This is a genomic window from Burkholderia sp. NLJ2 (assembly GCF_049487195.1).
Taxonomy (GTDB): domain Bacteria; phylum Pseudomonadota; class Gammaproteobacteria; order Burkholderiales; family Burkholderiaceae; genus Burkholderia; species Burkholderia pyrrocinia.
Map to the genome: position 1 here is coordinate 914,390 of NZ_CP137809.1, position 16,847 is coordinate 931,236.

Sequence of the window (16,847 nt, forward strand, 5' to 3'; positions counted from 1 at the left end):
TTGCCTCTTCATTTCGGCAATGGAATGCCGAATTGATTGAGTGTGGGATTGACGTTCTCGCCGAATGCTTTCTGATTCTGTGCTTTTTTCACTGCTTCCACGATCGCCAGTATGATGCCCGCGATCCCTGCAATCGCGGCGCCGACTGCGAGCACCGGAGCCGCCGCGGCCATTCCTCCTGCCACGGCGCCCATCAAGCCTTCGGCCACGCCCGTGCCGGCCTCTGCGCCGACTACCGCTCCCTCGGTTCCGGCCAGTACACCCTCCACGCCTTCCGCAATGCCCGTTGCCGCGCCTTCCGCGCCCGTTACCGCGCCTTCCGAAGCGCCTGTAACCGCACCTTCCGCAACGCCCGTTACCGCACCCTCCGCTCCATCGACGGCGCCTGTCGCCGCCTCTCCTATACCCTCCGCGGTACCTTCCACTGCGCTGTCCACCGCACTCTCCGCAGTTTCCGCACCATCAGTGATGCTCTCCGTCGCATCCGTCGCCTCCACGCCCTCTTCATTCCCCAACTTGCCCAGTCTCTTTGCGTTCTTTTCCGCTTCGTCGAGTGCGTCTTTCACCTGGTTTGTGGTATTACGAGCGGAAACCTGGTTCGTGCCGTTTGCACTGGCCATTCCACCTTCCCCTTCGGAATCTCTCACGAGGCCGCCCGCCTGCTCCAACGTCGCGTCGAGGTTCTGCATCTCCGGCGGCACCGTTTGGTGCAGATAGTCGTTCGTCGCCGGATCATTCGCCAGCATCATGATGTCTTGCTTCAGCGCAAGCACCGTTGCGGTAACATCGCGCAGCTTGTCAGCGCCACCCGCTTGCACGTCGACCAGCGTCTCCATCAGCTTGACCATCACCGCAGCTTTTTGCTGCGGGGAATAGTTTTGCGGATTGGCGAAGATGTCCTGATCGAGCTTGCTGATGTCGGTGCCGGCCGTGATGTTCTCGAGGCTCGCTTTCTCCAGGAATGCATGTTCGGTCGAATCGCTGGTCGGCGCGTCCTTCGTGATGAAGTGATGCAGGTTATTGGCCGAAAAGATGTCGTCGACCTTTTCGGTCGCCTTGTCGTCGCCGGCGCGATCAAGGTCATCGAATGCCCCACTCGTCGACCACGCCTTCGCGGCGCTTCTCAGCGCCGAACTGAAACCCTCATTCTTTTGCAGATCGGCAACTTGCTGTTTTGTCGTCAGACCGCCGCCATTGTTTTTACCGCCGGTGGAATAGCTGTGGTTCTTTCCGCTCGACTGGTGTCCCGCCGACTCGCCAACAATCGGCTCATAGGCTTCCAGCAATGCGGCCGCACGGACTGTGTTGAGCGCATCCCGGCCAGCCCTCGGATGGTCCTTCTGATACGCCTTCACGTCATCGTCCGCCTTGGCGAGATTCGCCTCGACGTCCTTTAGCAGATCTCCGACCTTGTTCCGATCGACGCTGCCATCAGGCTTTAGCCCACCGGTGTTCTGCATCGCGGTCTTCAGCGATGGATTATCGTTGACGAACTGCAGCGCAGCCGCGGTCTGTGCCGCAGACGGCTGTCGTTCTCCGGACAGAATTTGCATCGCGGCCAGCGGCCGCTCGAGCGACATGCCCTGACCAAGGGCAGCAAGATCGGACCACCGGTCCCGGTCCGCCTGGTCGTACATCTTGGTGTAGTCGTCGAGCGGAGCGTATTGCGCCGCTCGGAAATCGACGTTCTGGTGCCGTGCCGTCGCAATACCGCCCTGCAACTGACGCGCCATCAGGTGATGAAGCTGTGCTTCGACACTCTGTAGCGCCTCGGCGGCCGGACCGGGCACATTTTCGTAGCCGGTCAAATCGACGGGTTGCCTGTTCGTCGCAAGAGTCGGTGAGATAGCCATGAAACGCAGGAATCCTTATATATTGATGCCCGTACGTACCTGAATGTCGATCGTCCACTGGTTCGCTTCGAATTCCGGCTTGCCACGGCCTCATACGTGGGTTTGGGTCGACTACGCCACGCGATTCCATAGGGCGCCGAACGCAACGCCGGCACGCCACATGCCGACCTGGAACGAGGCTCGTGACGGTGGCGGGCCCGTGTCGTCGCGAGGCAAGGATCCGGCGAACCCCGACGCTACGCGCGGGCGTCCGCCGCCACCTTGCTTCACCCGCATACGGCCGGGTTACGCGTTGTCGTCGGATGCTGAATCCGCCGGGTCAGCGCCCGAGATCGAACTGGCAGCCGTTTGCGCCTTCGCCGCCTGCGCGACGGCACTGTTCATCGCGTCGATCGCACTCTGCAAGCCGCCAGAATTCACGCTGGCTTCCGATTTCGCGCCGGCAGTCAAGCTGGGGCCAGCCGCCATGACCGGGGCGCCAGCCAGGATGGGGCCGGCAACCACTTTCGTGTCAGCCGCCGCGAAAGAATCAAGCCCACCCTGGGCCGCCCACTGGAAGTTGGCGATCCCCGAAATACCATCGGCGCCCGCAACGTCATGCGTTTCGAGCTGCCGGTAAGCATCCGGGTTGGCAAGCATGAACTTTGCGGCCTTCGACACGTCCCCAGGTGTTCCCGAAGACGGATTCATCGCGAGCTGGTAAAGCCTGCTCGGATCGACCGTGCTGATCCCGTTCTGGCTCATGTAACTGCCGAGCGCACCCGCGGCCGACTGAGCGGTCATCGACGCATCATTGAGTTCCGCCTTGCTCCCGAGCTTGACTTCCTCAGCCGAGCCCGTATCGGCCGTCCGCGCAGCCGAACTCGAATCGAGTCCGCCCTGCGCCGCCCATTGGAAGTTGGCAACCCCCGAAATACCGTCGGCACCCGCAACGTCATGCGTTTCGAGCTGCCGGTATGTATCCGGGTTGGCAAGCATGAACTTGGCGGCCTTCGACACGTCCCCAGGTGTTCCCGAAGACGGATTCATCGCGAGCTGGTAAAGCCTGTTCGGATCGACCGTGCTGATCCCGTTCTGGCTCATGTAACTGCCGAGCGCACCCGCGGCCGACTGTGCGGTCATCGACGCATCATTGAGTTCCGCCTTGCTCCCGAGCTTGACTTCCTCAGCCGAGCCCGTATCGGCCGTCCGCGCAGCCGAACTCGAATCGAGTCCGCCCTGCGCCGCCCATTGGAAGTTACCGATCCCCGAAATGCCGTCGGCACCCGCAACGTCATGTGTTTCGATTTTCTGGTAAGTATCCGGGTGGTCGAGCATGAATTTTGCGGCTTTCGATACGTCCTCAGGCGTTCCCGAAGACGGATTCATCGCGAATTTGTAGAGCAGATCCGGATCAACCGCGTGCATGTTGTTCTGGCTCATGTAACTGCCGAGCGCGCCCGCAGCCGACTGCGCGGTCATCGTCTCGCGAGAGCCACCGCCGGCGCCGTCTCGCTTCTGCAACTGCTGCCCGAGAAGCCCCATGATCTGCTGATCCAGACCGGAGATTTGCGACCGAGCATCCGCACCGTCCGCCCGACCACCCAGCTCGACAACAACGCAATTGCGATTTACCGTGCCTACACTCATTTCCGCCTCCGTCAAAGTCAATGCATCAATCGTTCGCCAACCCAACTGCGATGCCGCTCTTGCGACTGATACCCATATTAGTCAGGATGCGGCGTTGACGAACCCGCCAACCCGAAACGCATCATCGAAACACGAATGGAAACCGGATCGACCACCTCACGTTTCGAAGGGGACATGAACGACTGTTCCGGTGCCTGCGAAATGCTGCCACCTCCATTGCTCGGCCCCGTCTTTCATGCCGCACCGACTCGACACGGTTACGGAGCACAAAGCTCACATGTCCGGGTCGATGATCCGCGGCGACAACAGGAACACGCGCTCCATGTGATTTTGCGAGTCGCTGTTGTATCGGAACAGCGCGCCAAGCAATGGAATCTTTGACAGCCAAGGCACGCCTGTCACGCCGTTTGCACGCTTGTCTGTACTGTATCCTGCGATCAGCAGGCTTTGCCCCTGACCGACGAACGCTTGCGTATTGATTTCGCTGCTCGTGATGACCGGGAGGTTATCGACCTGGTCGCCCGTCAGCTGTCCGTCCATCACGTGAACATTCATCTTGATCCGGGTCTCGCGACCGTCTTTCACGATCATCGGGAGAACGCGTAGCGAGACACCAGTCGACACGCTGTAAAGTTCCGCCGACGCATAACCCGCCACTCTAACGAAGAAGCGCGTCGTGTTGTCCATCACGGCCTCCGAGTTGTCGAGCGTCGCGACAAGTGGCGATGCGTCGATCTTCACCTTCGACGTCGACTGCAGCGCGTTCACGCGCGCCATCAAATATCGAGCCGCGTCGCCGACGACTGCCGTGACTGACGCGCCGACCGGCGTTGCATTGACAATCGCGTTGCCCGCGAGCTGCGTCGTGCCGAATTGCGGATTGACCTGGCCATTCAAATAGCTGTTTTGCGCCGTCTTGCCCGTGCCTGTCTGAATATCGCCGTGGCTGCTATGCGCGCTCCAGTCGACACCAATCTCCCGAAGCACGTCATCGTCGATCTCCATGATATGCGCCTGGATTTCTATGAGCTTGGGTTGTACGTCGAGCTGGCGAATAAGCGGCGCGTACTGTGCGAGGCGATCTGGCATGTCACGGATCAACACCGAGTTGGTCATCGGGTCGGGCTGGATGATCGGCAATTCGTCGCTCCCCTCAGACCGGTCGTCGGTCTGGGGCGGGCCGCCCGCCGAGGCACTCCTCGATCCCCCGCTGTCACCGCCACTCGGTATCCCCTTGGCGAACGCGTCGCCGCGCCCCCCTCCCTTCATGCTCGGCGGCAATGGCGGCATCAGCCGGTTGTCACCGTATGCGCCGCCCGACACGTCGTTCATTGACTGCACACGCTGCACGCCGGGGCCGGCGGTCGGCTGACTGGTTCCCGTCCTTCCACGCACCCGGTACAAATTCGCCAGCACAGTCGCGATCCCAGGCATGGTCACCGCGTTTCCGTCGATTTGCACGTTGCGATCCGCCGCCCACGCGTGCTTCAGCTTGAAAATACGGATCGTCGAACCGTTCCGACGTCCGGTAAGCGTGTCGAGCCGCTGCGCGATATCGGTGACGATCTGAACGAATTGCACCGGGCCACTGATGAGTACGGTACCGGATGCCTCGTCGTAGTAGACCGGAAATCGCTTGTCATCTATGCCGATCTGGCGCAAAGCGGAACGCAATTCACCGATCGAGGCGTGATCGAGCGGCAAGACTTGCCGCGTCATATCGTTCGCATTTGTTATAGACAAGATATTGCCGTCGTAGAACCACACGAATCCGAAAGTCGCTGCGAGCGTGTCGAGGAATCGCTGTGGCGACAGGTCGAATCGGCCCGTGACCGTCCCTTGAACGTTGCCGGCGATCGACGTCGCGACGCCTTGACTCGCGGCGAAATCTCTCAGCACGTCCTTCAGATCCTTTCCTTCCAGCGCGACGTGCACTATCGTGCTCCGCCATCGCACCGGCATCGCGTTCGCAGCGTTGATTCCGGTGGTGCAAAGTGTCGCGACACACCACGCCGCATATAACAGTGCTTTCGCTTTCATCATTATTTCGCGTTGGGGTTGGGAGAGAGGAATCGGACAGGATCAGCCCGCGAGCGTCTCCGAAGGAGTCTCGTCGAACTCCTTCCGGTAGGCGATGACGAGTGTCGACCCATTCTGAACACCCCATTTTCGGCCTGCCGCCTTTACGCTCCGCTCGCCGGTCAACGTGATATCGACAAGTTCCGTGCGGATCCGCCCCATTCTCTGGGAGCGAATCAGTTCACGTGGCGAAAGCCCAAGGTAGATCTTGAACGCATTCTGCAGTGCACGCTCCGTGACGCCGATCTCCGCCGCGATCTCCCGAACCGAAAGGTCGCTACGACTGAGATTCTGGAGAATATAGTGATAGGCGCGACGATATTTCAATGGCAACCGCGCAGTCACGTCGTCGGATTGAGGTGGCTGCTTCAGTTCCTGACCAACAAGGAACGGCTTGCTCATCAGCGCATCCTCACGCAAGCATTGCATCGCCACGAGGGCGTAGCGCCTGTATAAGCTCAAGGACTCCTGAGCGTGATCCTGTGCCAGACGTATCTTGGCCGCGCAATAGAAGTATTCCAGATAGCGGCGGCTCAATTCTCCGCCATGCAATGTCTCGGAAATCGGTTCCAACGCAAAATGAGCCAGATTTGGCGCGTTGCCTGCAAGCAAGGCGAGCGCAATTTCAACGCGCAGCGTGTACCGAAAGCCGACGAAGCCCTGCTCTCCCGCGGCATCGCAATACCGCACCAAGTCGGCGAGCGCTTCTCGATTTCCCGCAGCTACGCATCTCAACTTCAACAGATACGCGACTCGATCGCGCAGCAGCGGCGCCTCGACGGAGATGGCAGGTTCCAGCACACCGCGCGCGCGATCCGCCAGGCTCATTGGCTGCGCAGATTGCCAGTACACGTGATCGCTGAACGTCGAATTTCGGCGTAATTCGATCTGCACGACAAGATCGAAGCGCAATACGGCGATAAAGTCTCGCCAGCGCACGCATGTATCGTCGAATTGTCGTTCGACGATCTTCTCGATCGACTCGATCACGTCAAACGCATCGTCTATCCGTCCCATTTCATACAGCGCACAGGCAATCCCGAAACGCGCCTCGGCCAACTCGCCTGCCTGAATGTCGGGCTCGTCACATATTCGGTAAAAACATGCGAGCGCGGTGGTGACCCGGTGTCGGAACAGCGCCTGCCACGCGGTGTTCCGGCAGGTCGTGATGCGAATCTTGTAGTTCGAGTCACGAATTTTCCGCTGGGACCGCCGATAGTTTTCTTCGGCCTCGGCTTCGAAGCCAAGCACCAATTGTAGGTCAGCGTGCAATTGCAGATCGGATGATGTCCGCTTCGACGCCGCCGTCTCGTCGAGCCATTCGCTGGATCTCTCGAGCGCCGCCTCGAATTCGCCCTCGAGAACCAACGCCAGATGCGACCGTAACCGCGTCGACGCGTCCGCACCAAACGGATTCAAGGCCGATGCCATTGGAAAGTAGAGCATTGAGAACATGACATGACTCCTTGCCTAGTCAGATGTGACGCTTTCGCCAAGCCGAACCGCGAGTCGTCAATATAGTCTCCGTGAAACCAGTGGATTCTCAACCTCTCTGAACAAGAGACGAATCTGACAAGACTGCATGATTCACGCTTGGGGCCCGAGCACGGCATACGCCACCATTTTTTGTCAGTCGTGCGACATGACATGCGACCACTCGCGAAGTTGCTTTGACAGCGTCGACAGCGTGACCTGCTCACGCGCCTGATCAACGAACATACCGACGAACAATGCGAGCATCAGCACTGTTATCGCTCCCTTGACAGGCTGACTCAAGCCCATGAGATCGAGCTTCGAAGCCGACTTCGCAGCGAAACCGAACGCGAGATCGATCAGCAGAAGGACAAGCATCATCGGCGCGGCAAGCTTCGTGACCATTTCCATCAAGCTGTCGGTCTGCTGCACCGCGAACGCCTCGAGAAGCGCCGGCATCCGGGGGAGCGCAAGCGTAATCGGCCACCAACGATACGATTCATATAGCGTACCGAGCAGAAACGTCATGCCGCCAAACACCCAGAATGCAACCGTCGCGACTTGGGTCAGCAGCATCGCCGTCGGTGTCGACTGCTCCCCACGCGAGGGATTGGTAATCTGCACGTTGTTGTATCCCGTCAGATCGTCGATATAGCAGCCCGCGCCTTCGACCGCCCAGAACACCGTGGACGCGGCGATTCCGACGACGGTTCCGATCAGCGCCTCTCGCAGACCGGTCACGATCAGCGGCGCGCCGTGCAGCGTCTGCACGAAGCCGGCCGGTTGTCCGTATGCGACGTACGATCCAAACAGGAGCACGATCGCATTGCGCACGAGGCCCTGCGACAGCCCGTCGGCCGTCGGCGGGAAGACGGACATGACGATGAAGAGACGAACCGAGCAGATACAGAGCAGCGTAACGTCATCGAGCAGCGCGCCGGCCCAACCCTGCAGCGTGAAGAGCGCGGAAGTCACGCCCCCCTCCTGTTCCGCATGCGCCGCGCAAGAGCCGCCTCTTCCATCTCCTCGTCGAGCGCCTCGTCGCCGGCCCGCTCGTCATTCCGGCGAATCCGGGCGATACCCTCGTCGCAAGCATCGATTCGGCCCAGATTGCGTGCGATCTCAAGGTTCTTTTCCTCGATAGCGGCGGCGAGCGCATCGAACGCGGCCCGCAGCCGCGCCTTCTCGATTTCGAGCGCATGCAGACACGCCCCAGCGACGTCGAGATACGCTCGATATGCCGTCAGCTCGTCAAGCGAGAACGAGTCGGTTCCAGTTGTCAGCGTGTCGATTCGGGCCTCGTGGCAATGCACATCGGCCGCTTTCAGCTCGACTTGACATGCCGCTTCTTTCAGCATCATTTCGAGCGATTGCAACTCTGCGCGCTGCGCGGCAAGCTCCTCGCGCAATGTCGCGTCCAGCCTGCGGCGCCTTTCGCTCGCCCGCGCAAACGCCACTGCGCGACGGTCACGCATCATCGATTTCGCGCTCCCCGCCATCAACTCGTCCCGCACAATGCATGCAGCCGGGCAACGGTGTCCTCGGAGGCCGCATATTCGTCCGTCCGTTGCGAAAAGAACGACCTAATCGCGTCAGCTCTCGCGATCGCCTCATCCGCAACTGGATTCGCACCCGCCTTGTACTCTCCAATCTGCAACAAAACCTCCACCTCCCGGTGTTTGGCCATCAGTTCCCGAATCCGTGCCGACGCGCGCATGTGCCCATCGTCGACAACGAGCGGCATCACACGGGACAGGCTCCCCAATACATCGATTGCCGGATACTGGTTTTTTGCCGCGACCTCCCGCGACAGGATCATGTGGCCGTCGAGAATGCCGCGCACTTCCTCGGCAACGGGATCGCTGCCGCTTTCATCCTCCGCGAGCACGGTATAGAGCGCCGTGATCGATCCCGTTTTACCCATTCCGGCGCGCTCCAGCAGGCGCGGCAGTTCGGCGAAGACCGACGGAGGAAAACCTCGCCGCGCAGGCGGTTCGCCGGCTGCAAGACCGATTTCGCGACCGGCTCGCGCAAAGCGCGTCAGCGAGTCCATCATCAGCAGCACGCGTCGCCCCCGGTCCCGGAAATATTCAGAGATCGCTGTCGCCGCATAGGCCGCCTTCGCCCGCTCCATCGACGAGCGATCCGATGTCGCGCAGACGACGACCGAACGCGACATGCCTTCAGGTCCGAGAATCAATTCGATGAACTCGCGCACCTCTCGGCCACGCTCGCCGATCAAGGCGATCACGTTGACATCACACGCGGCGCCGCGTGCAAACATGCCCAACAGCGTGCTCTTGCCAACGCCCGCCGGCGCGAAGATACCCATACGCTGTCCCTCGCCGAGCGCCATCATCGCGTCGACGACTCGCACCCCTGTAGGCATCGTCGCGTCAATCATTCGACGGCTCATCGGATCGGGCGGCGCCGCGATCAGCGGCCGCAGCGTTTCCGAGGTAAGTGGCGGACCGCCGTCGAGCGGCTCTCCGAGGCCGTCGATCACACGGCCAAGCAGCGCGTCGCCGACCGGGATCGACAACGGATGGCCGAGCCCGATCACATGAGTAGTGCGCGAAATTTGCTCGAGTTGCGAGAATGGCGAAAGCAGGGCCACGTCACGCGTAAAACCGACGACTTCCGCCCGTTGCAGCAGCTTGCCTTCGCACGTTCTGAGCTCGCACAGTTCTCCGAGTGCGACGTCGAGCCCAGACACCTTGATCAGGGTGCCGATAACTTCGAGAACCCGGCCCGTGCGCACGACACCCGAAACCGCGAGAATTTCCCGCTCGATCGCATCTGCCAGGCGACTGAACTCGGCCGTGCTCAAGGATTCGCTCGCGTTCATGTCCGCGCTCCGCGACTCGCGTCCGTTCCCGCCGCACTCTGCCCGGTTTCGTGCCTTTCGTACCCTTCATCCCGATCCGGCGTGGTGTCGATCGATCCGTCGCCGTGCATCGTATCGACGTCATCCGCACGGGCTTCCTCCATCGAGCGCTTGAGCGCACGCGCAACGGCGCCGCGCATCGCACGCAGCTGGGTATCCAGGCTGGCATCGACTGCGCCGAAGTCCGACTCGCATAGGCAACTGCCAGGAGCAAGCCGTTTATCCGCCACCACCGACATCGCGATCGGGCGGCCAAACTCGCGCCAGCGCGCCTCGAACGTGGCAAATATCGCCGTCGCTTGCTCAAAATCGTTCTCGTGTACGACGACACGCAAATATGTCGCACCATCCACGATTCGCTCGACCGAAGCAAATGCCCGCTCGAACAGCGTTTCGCGGCTTTCGGCGCGTACGATTTGCTCGACCGCCGATGCGACGATGTCCGCCAGCCGTTCGCGCATCCGGAGTTGGAGCTGGTTCTGTACGTCCGCGACGTCGGCAAGGCGGTCGAGCCACTTGCCGAACGCTTGATCGTAGCCGTCTCGATAGCCACGCTCGGCGGCCGCGTCGTATTCGCTCCGTGCGGCGGCGATCATCTCTTCCGTTCTCGCCGCCGCCTCCGCAACGACGCCCGCTGCCTCTTCACGGGCGGCAGCGAGCACCGCATCGCGATCCTCGTCAAGCGCCGCGTAAGCTGACTCGATCGACATCAATGCACCGAAATGTTCGCGCGGCACGACGTCGCCGCAAAAACCAAGTCGAGCGCAGCTACTCGGCTTGAGCTGCCCGATATCCGCGACCTGTGGACGCCTCAACCAAATACCCATGCGTACTCCGGCAATAATCGAGGAAGTCGCTCGAAGAGCTGCTCGCTGCCGAATGCGTCGAACCGTGCGGGCAATTCGACCAGCCAGCGAGGTACGACCAGACTGCGCGGCAAGGCAAGCCGCCTCAATGTAATCGTGTCCGAGGGCGGGTCCGCGCCGATATCGCGCAACAGCAGTATCCAACCCTCGATAGACAGCGTCAGTGCATCATGAGACACCAGCGGAGGCATCCTGATGGCCGTCTTCAACCATCCAGCATCCGCAATGCCAATCGAATGCGAGTCCTGCATGAAGATGTCCGGGTGAACGCCTGTCCATGCCGAGATTTGCGATCGCGTCTGTTTATCGATCAGGAGCCGCACTTCCGCACTCCGCAGCGACAGCGCGCGCATTCTCAGTATGGCGAGTCCGAGCTCGTGCGGCAGCACGTCCAGCAGCGCCAGATTCGGTATTCGCGCGGCAACGACCGAACCCGGTGTCGGCTTCCGCAAGGCCGGCTCGAGCAGCATGTCGAGCGACGGCCGCGTCACACCTGCAGCGCGTGCGATCGCTTGCGAGTATGTGTCGCGCGTGCCTTCGCCAGCCTGCTCGAGCGTCGTCCGCCAGGCAGCGTAGCGCGCGTCGCCGACGCCGAGGACTGTGCAAGTCCACGACGGATCGGCACAACATACGGCTTTCGCGAAATTGCGCCGGTAGCTGTTCAACAAGGCCGCAGCACGCTGTTGTGGCGGTGAGCTCGATCCGGCGACCATACACTGGGCCTCACTCAGTTTGTCCGCTGACGGCGGCGCAAGTGCGCGGCAAGTTCGGCAACACGCCCGCGCCACTGCAGTCCGCTGCCGACCTCATGTGTGCCCGCCATCTCCCGATGGCGCAACAGCAGAATGAGCAACGCCGCCGCCACGACCGACACTGCTCCGAACCCCAGAAGAACGGCCAGCCAGAGCGGTATGGACGACATCGCAGGATGCGGTCGCGCAAGATCGACAGAATCCGCGGCCACCGCCGTCACGCTGACCTGGTCGTAGGTCAAACCCTCCACGCTGTGCGTGACGAGCGTCTTGATCTGCGGAATCAGCGCGCCGATGTCGGCGCTCGACCGATACTTGATGAACACGGCTGCTGATGACGGTTTGACCGTCTGCGCAAGCGGGTCGTTATTCGGAAGCACGATCTGCACACGCGCAACCAGCACACCATCGATCCTCGACAGTGTCGACGACAGTTCCTGCGACATCCCGTAAATAAAGCGGATTCGCTCCTCGGTCGGCGTCGAAACGAGGCCATCCTTTTTGAAAAGGTTTCCGAGGTCATCGAACTTGCTGCGCGGCAAACCGCGCGCGCGCAGTACCTCCATCGCCCGAACAAGTTGATCGCCATCGACGTCAAGCTTCCAATTCTTGCCGCCGTCCATCGTCTCTTTCGATGCGTCGACGCCATTCTCGAGGAGCGCGACCACCATCTCATTGACGTCCTGCTCCGACAGGCCGGTGTACAACTCCTTCTTGCAACCGGCGAGTTGAAAGCTCAACGCCAACACGCAGAGAAGCCGCGCAGCAAGTCCGTAAGTCGACATGCGTCCAGATATCATTCTTTGCAGTCCATCAGGCGGCCACCGACTCGGGTGTCACTGGTTTTTCATCAACGTCTCGATCGCAGTTTTCGATGAGTTGACGACACTCATCTTCGCCTCCATGTCAAGCTGGGTACTCGCGATCTCGTAAGTCAGGCGAATTGTCTCGACGTTCACCTCACTCAGGCTGAGCATAGGTGCTCGTCGCTCGACATCCGCGACGTCGTTGACGCTATGCTGAATTTCCGCGTCCTGCGCTGCCGCAAGCCTTGAGACCGTCTCCAGCCCCGCGTTCTGCGACGCGTGCACAGGTTCCATCGGCGCTTTCCGCATCAATGCGCTGAATTTCTCCGCCAAATGGGTCTGCGTATTTCCCGCAGTTCCATTCGTGAGTTGCTCAAGCGACATTTTCAGCGCGGTACGACTGACGTCCACGGTCATATCTGATCTCGAAAATTGGGGGTGTCAGAGCCCGCTCATGCGCGCAACGTGGCGCCGTACTGTGCTATTTCGATCCGCTCCGTCACCGGCTGCACTTCCTCCTGCGTCGACTGTTCAAGCTCGGCATTCAGTTCGCGAACCGACTGCGGCGGAACGAACGGGCCACCATTTCGATTCGCCTGTACTGCCTTCACCAGATCCTCGCGCGCCTGAAGCGCCTTGACGAGCACCAACGTGTCATCGTTCGGATTGTTCGCCAGCGCCTCGGCAGCGTGCTGTTTCCACGCGTCATCGCCCTTCGTCGACAGACAGAACGCAAGCAGGGCTTTCCCATAGCCGAAATGCGGCGCAGTGGCACAAACGTCGGACAGCGTGCGGATGGCATCATCCCATCGTTCGCAAGCCATGCACAGAACACCATCGAGCATCTGAATTTCGGCCACATTCGGTCGCATCACCCGCAACGCATCGAGAATCAGTTCAATGTCGTACGGGTCCGCCGTCACTTTCGGAAAGGTCCGTAGAAGCGCGGTGGACACCGTCTCGATCAACCCGCCGACAATTTCGGGGCGGCATTGCATGTATTCCGGCGCATCGGCTTTCATTTCCTACCCTCCTGAACCTGAAATTCATTTGATCGACACGGCGCGCCCGACGTGCCGCGATACCCGACTCAACCTTACCAATCTTCGAGTCGCGACGTCACCGCTATTGCGAAATGGATACGGCAAACGCGAAATCGATGCACATTTCATGTGATAGATGTTCGCAGTGCTTCGCAAATTGATCATCGAATTCGTGCAGGCGATTCGTCGTCCAACCTGCAACTGGTAAGGTATCTTCGAACGGCGCACCGAGCGCAGATTCCGTATTCGACAGCCGAGCCGACGCATGAGCGACGAAAAGACCGAGGAACCTACCGACAAGAAGCTGCGTGACGCGCGTAGGGACGGTGAAGTATCCCGCAGTACGGATCTCTCTGACGCCGCGTCGATGTCGGCCGCGGTTCTATTCCTGGTTGCGGCCGCCGGTCATTTCGGCGATGCGATGCGCGCGCTCGTCGAGGGTGCGCTGGCGTTCGTTTTCGCCGATCACTCGCTCGCCGAGATGACCGCGCGACTCTACGAGCTCAGCGGCGTCGCGCTATGGGCGATCATACCGCTCCTGTTCGTCGCGGCGCTCGCAGGCGTCGGCGGGTCGGTCCTGCAGGTTGGACTGCAGATATCGCTGAAACCGGTCATGCCGAATATCGGCGCACTCAACCCGTCCGAAGGACTGAAGAAGATTTTCTCGCCGCGTACCGCGATCGAGTCCATCAAGATGGTCATCAAGGCCATGATCGTATTCTGCGTGGGGTGGAAAACGATCGTATGGCTGTTCCCGCTCATCGCCGGCTCGCTGTATCAATCGCCGCTCGACCTTTCACGAATACTTTGGGAGATTGTGGCGAAGTTGCTGATGGTAGTGGCCGGTCTATTCGTTCTGGTGGGTGCGGCCGATGTGAAGATCCAGCGCTTCATGTTCATGCAAAAGATGAAGATGACGAAGGACGAAGTAAAGCGCGAATCCAAAAACGACGAAGGTGATCCGCTTCTCAAAGGCGAGCGCAAGCGGATTGCACGCGAACTGGCGACTGCTCCGCCACAGCGTCAGGTCGCGCATGCGAATTTCGTCGTCGTCAATCCAACCCACTACGCGGTCGCGGTTCGCTACGCTCCCGACGAACATCCGCTACCCCGCGTGATCGCAAAGGGCGTCGACGAAGCGGCCATTGCATTGCGGCGGACCGCGCAAAACGCGAACGTACCCATCATCGGCAATCCACCTGTCGCGCGCGCGTTGTTCAAAGTCGGCGTCGATGATCCGGTACCCGAAGAACTGTTCGAGATAGTCGCGGCAATTCTGCGCTGGGTCGACGCGATCGCCCCGCGTCGGAATGATCAGGACTGACTCGCCGGAGCGCCCATGTTCAAATCGTTGAAATTGCCCGCAGGTGGCGAAATCGGAATCGTCGCCCTGGTCATTGCAATCATCTCGTTGATGATACTGCCGCTTCCGCCTGCCGTGATCGACCTGCTGCTCGGAATCAATATCACGATCAGCGTTACGCTGCTGATGGTGACGATGTACGTCCCGGACATAGCCGCGCTGTCCGCGTTCCCGTCGTTGCTGCTGTTCACGACGCTGTTTCGGCTGTCGCTCAATATCGCGTCTACCAAGTCGATTCTGCTGCATGCAGAGGCGGGCAACATTATCGAGAGTTTCGGCCAGCTTGTCGTTGGCGGCAACCTCGTCGTGGGCCTGGTCGTATTCGCAATCATCACGACCGTGCAATTCATCGTGATTGCGAAAGGCTCCGAGCGTGTTGCAGAAGTTGGCGCCCGTTTCACGCTGGATGCGCTGCCCGGCAAGCAGATGAGCATTGATGCCGATTTACGTTCCGGCCTGCTGACCGCCGACGAGGCGCGGAAGAAGCGCGCGACGCTCGCGGTCGAAAGCCAATTGCACGGCGGGATGGATGGCGCGATGAAGTTCGTCAAGGGTGACGCGATCGCCGGCCTCATCATCACGATGATCAACATCGTCGCGGGAATTGCGGTCGGCGTTGCGTATCACGCGATGTCGGCGGGCGATGCGGCGAACCGCTTCTCCGTGCTGTCCATTGGCGACGCGATGGTGTCGCAGATTCCGTCATTGCTGCTGTCCGTCGCCGCAGGCGTGATGATCACGCGAGTCACGGACGAGCGCGACCCGAAGCGCCGCTCGCTCGGCGACGAAATCGGTCATCAGCTCGGTTCGAGCGCTCGCGCCTTGTACTTTGCGGCGTTTCTTCTGCTTGGCTTCGCCGCCGTACCGGGATTTCCCGCGGCGCTGTTCGTCGTGCTCGCCGTCGCGCTCGCATTCGCTGGCTATCGACTTTCACGAAAGGGCTCGCCATCTTCTGGTGCGGCTCACGGACCAGGGCAGGAGGCACTGCGTGCGATGCAGCGTTCCGGCGCAAAATCGGACGTCCCTCCGATCCTGCCTCGTGCTCCCCAGTTCGCTTGCGCTGTCGGCGTTCGGATCGCGCCGGATCTTGCGTCCAGTCTTGCGCTGCCGAGACTCGACGAAGCGCTCGACCTCGAGCGTGCACGCCTGCAGGACGAACTCGGCCTTCCTTTTCCCGGCGTGACGATGTGGATTCATCCAACGCTCACCGCGGCATCCTTCGAGGTACTGATCCACGATGTGCCGCACCTTGCCGTTACGCTTCCGGCCCATAAGACCATGCTGCCGCAAGAGCATCACCTTTCGACCGCTCACACCGTACTGACAGAAGCACAGAAGGAGCGTCGCCGGCACTTGATCGAACAAGGTGAAACCGGCCCACCAATCGACGCAGGGGGTCAGGCGACCCATTGGATCGACGAACAGACTGTCGCGGCGAAAGACATCGTATGGCGCGCCGAACAGATAATCGCGTACGCGTCGGTTGCTGCGATACGCACTCATGCGCCGCTTTTTCTTGGTATCCAGGAGGTTCAATGGATCCTCGATCAGATGGCGACTGACTCCCCGGGGCTCGTCTCCGAAGTGCTGAAGATCCTGCCGTCTACGCGGATTGCCGACGTCCTGCGTCGCCTGCTCGAAGAACAGATATCGATCCGCAATGTGCGTGCGATCATGGAAAGCCTGATCACGTGGGGAGCGAAGGAAAAAGACATGTTGATGTTGACCGAATACGTTCGCGGCGACCTGTCGCGCTTTCTCGCCCATCGTGCAGCGCAAGGCGAACGCGTGTTGTCCGCCGTCCTGTTTGACCTGCAGGTGGAACAGCACATCCGCCAGGCGATCAAGCAAACGCCGACAGGCAATTTCCTCGCGCTGCCCCCCAACGAGGCGACACTGCTTGTCGATCGCGTTCAATCGTTTGTCGGCACGGATCCCCGCACTGATATTGCGCTCGTCACTTCGATGGACATCCGCCGCTATGTACGCCGAATGATCGAGCAACGGCTTGACTGGCTATCCGTATATTCGTATCAGGAACTCGGCGAACACGTCGAGTTGCGCCCGATGGGCCGCGTGTCGCTCTCGAGTTGATG

The 16,847-nt window shown here is 60.5% G+C and carries 14 protein-coding genes; 2 read left to right on the forward strand and 12 right to left on the reverse strand.

Annotated features, from left to right (window positions below):
• Positions 1-8 precede the first annotated feature (8 nt).
• The 12 genes from R9B84_RS20725 to R9B84_RS20780 all read right to left on the reverse strand — a co-directional run bounded on the left by R9B84_RS20725 (position 9) and on the right by R9B84_RS20780 (position 13,367).
• Positions 9-1,853 (reverse strand): type III effector HrpK domain-containing protein, encoded by a 1,845-nt coding sequence (locus R9B84_RS20725; RefSeq protein ID WP_423760227.1) that lies wholly within the window; start codon positions 1,851-1,853, stop codon positions 9-11.
• A gap of 285 nt (positions 1,854-2,138) precedes the next feature.
• Positions 2,139-3,482, reverse strand: a complete 1,344-nt coding sequence (locus R9B84_RS20730) for a hypothetical protein (RefSeq protein ID WP_423760228.1) — start codon at positions 3,480-3,482, stop codon at positions 2,139-2,141.
• A 273-nt stretch (positions 3,483-3,755) separates the two neighbouring features.
• Positions 3,756-5,522: a type III secretion system outer membrane ring subunit SctC gene (sctC, locus tag R9B84_RS20735; protein WP_423760229.1), complete on the reverse strand. Its 1,767-nt coding sequence runs from the start codon at positions 5,520-5,522 to the stop codon at positions 3,756-3,758.
• Between the two features lie 42 nt (positions 5,523-5,564).
• A complete protein-coding gene (locus tag R9B84_RS20740; protein ID WP_423760230.1) occupies positions 5,565-7,016 on the reverse strand; it encodes a helix-turn-helix domain-containing protein in 1,452 nt (483 codons plus the stop codon).
• 174 nt (positions 7,017-7,190) lie between these two features.
• Entirely contained in the window at positions 7,191-7,988 is a 798-nt protein-coding gene (gene sctT / locus R9B84_RS20745) for a type III secretion system export apparatus subunit SctT (protein WP_423761009.1), read from the reverse strand.
• Between the two features lie 17 nt (positions 7,989-8,005).
• Positions 8,006-8,533: a type III secretion protein HrpB7 gene (locus R9B84_RS20750; RefSeq protein ID WP_423760231.1), complete on the reverse strand. Its 528-nt coding sequence runs from the start codon at positions 8,531-8,533 to the stop codon at positions 8,006-8,008.
• Positions 8,533-9,882 (reverse strand): type III secretion system ATPase SctN, encoded by a 1,350-nt coding sequence (sctN, locus tag R9B84_RS20755; protein WP_423760232.1) that lies wholly within the window; start codon positions 9,880-9,882, stop codon positions 8,533-8,535. The genes R9B84_RS20750 and sctN overlap by 1 nt, the downstream gene beginning before the upstream one ends.
• Positions 9,879-10,712, reverse strand: a complete 834-nt coding sequence (gene sctL / locus R9B84_RS20760; protein WP_423761010.1) for a type III secretion system stator protein SctL — start codon at positions 10,710-10,712, stop codon at positions 9,879-9,881. Before sctL ends, sctN begins: the two co-directional genes overlap by 4 nt.
• A gap of 20 nt (positions 10,713-10,732) precedes the next feature.
• The gene (locus R9B84_RS20765) at positions 10,733-11,500 is read right to left on the reverse strand and encodes a type III secretion protein HrpB4 (RefSeq protein WP_423760233.1); all 768 of its coding nucleotides are present in this window, start codon (positions 11,498-11,500) and stop codon (positions 10,733-10,735) included.
• A 14-nt stretch (positions 11,501-11,514) separates the two neighbouring features.
• Positions 11,515-12,339: a type III secretion system inner membrane ring lipoprotein SctJ gene (gene sctJ, locus R9B84_RS20770; protein WP_423760234.1), complete on the reverse strand. Its 825-nt coding sequence runs from the start codon at positions 12,337-12,339 to the stop codon at positions 11,515-11,517.
• Positions 12,340-12,375: 36 nt separating this feature from the next.
• Positions 12,376-12,762, reverse strand: a complete 387-nt coding sequence (locus R9B84_RS20775; protein ID WP_423760235.1) for a type III secretion protein HrpB2 — start codon at positions 12,760-12,762, stop codon at positions 12,376-12,378.
• A 35-nt stretch (positions 12,763-12,797) separates the two neighbouring features.
• Positions 12,798-13,367, reverse strand: a complete 570-nt coding sequence (locus tag R9B84_RS20780) for an HrpB1 family type III secretion system apparatus protein (RefSeq protein WP_423760236.1) — start codon at positions 13,365-13,367, stop codon at positions 12,798-12,800.
• A gap of 286 nt (positions 13,368-13,653) precedes the next feature.
• Between R9B84_RS20780 and sctU the strand changes: the two genes are divergently transcribed.
• Complete coding sequence (gene sctU / locus R9B84_RS20785) at positions 13,654-14,712, forward strand: type III secretion system export apparatus subunit SctU (protein ID WP_423760237.1); 1,059 nt, start codon at positions 13,654-13,656, stop codon at positions 14,710-14,712.
• A 15-nt stretch (positions 14,713-14,727) separates the two neighbouring features.
• The gene (gene sctV, locus R9B84_RS20790; RefSeq protein WP_423760238.1) at positions 14,728-16,845 is read left to right on the forward strand and encodes a type III secretion system export apparatus subunit SctV; all 2,118 of its coding nucleotides are present in this window, start codon (positions 14,728-14,730) and stop codon (positions 16,843-16,845) included.
• Positions 16,846-16,847: the final 2 nt, after the last annotated feature.

What these genes read in the sequence shown, in the direction of transcription:
- R9B84_RS20725 (WP_423760227.1), bottom strand. Translation starts at nt 1,853, where the DNA reads ATGGCTATCTCACCGACTCTTGCGACGAACAGGCAACCCGTCGATTTG.
- R9B84_RS20775 (WP_423760235.1), bottom strand. Translation starts at nt 12,762, where the DNA reads ATGACCGTGGACGTCAGTCGTACCGCGCTGAAAATGTCGCTTGAGCAA.
- R9B84_RS20765 (WP_423760233.1), bottom strand. Translation starts at nt 11,500, where the DNA reads ATGGTCGCCGGATCGAGCTCACCGCCACAACAGCGTGCTGCGGCCTTG.
- R9B84_RS20750 (WP_423760231.1), bottom strand. Translation starts at nt 8,533, where the DNA reads ATGGCGGGGAGCGCGAAATCGATGATGCGTGACCGTCGCGCAGTGGCG.
- R9B84_RS20740 (WP_423760230.1), bottom strand. Translation starts at nt 7,016, where the DNA reads ATGTTCTCAATGCTCTACTTTCCAATGGCATCGGCCTTGAATCCGTTT.
- R9B84_RS20730 (WP_423760228.1), bottom strand. Translation starts at nt 3,482, where the DNA reads ATGAGTGTAGGCACGGTAAATCGCAATTGCGTTGTTGTCGAGCTGGGT.
- sctC (WP_423760229.1), bottom strand. Translation starts at nt 5,522, where the DNA reads ATGAAAGCGAAAGCACTGTTATATGCGGCGTGGTGTGTCGCGACACTT.
- sctJ (WP_423760234.1), bottom strand. Translation starts at nt 12,339, where the DNA reads ATGATATCTGGACGCATGTCGACTTACGGACTTGCTGCGCGGCTTCTC.
- R9B84_RS20780 (WP_423760236.1), bottom strand. Translation starts at nt 13,367, where the DNA reads ATGAAAGCCGATGCGCCGGAATACATGCAATGCCGCCCCGAAATTGTC.
- sctU (WP_423760237.1), top strand. Translation starts at nt 13,654, where the DNA reads ATGAGCGACGAAAAGACCGAGGAACCTACCGACAAGAAGCTGCGTGAC.
- sctN (WP_423760232.1), bottom strand. Translation starts at nt 9,882, where the DNA reads ATGAACGCGAGCGAATCCTTGAGCACGGCCGAGTTCAGTCGCCTGGCA.
- sctV (WP_423760238.1), top strand. Translation starts at nt 14,728, where the DNA reads ATGTTCAAATCGTTGAAATTGCCCGCAGGTGGCGAAATCGGAATCGTC.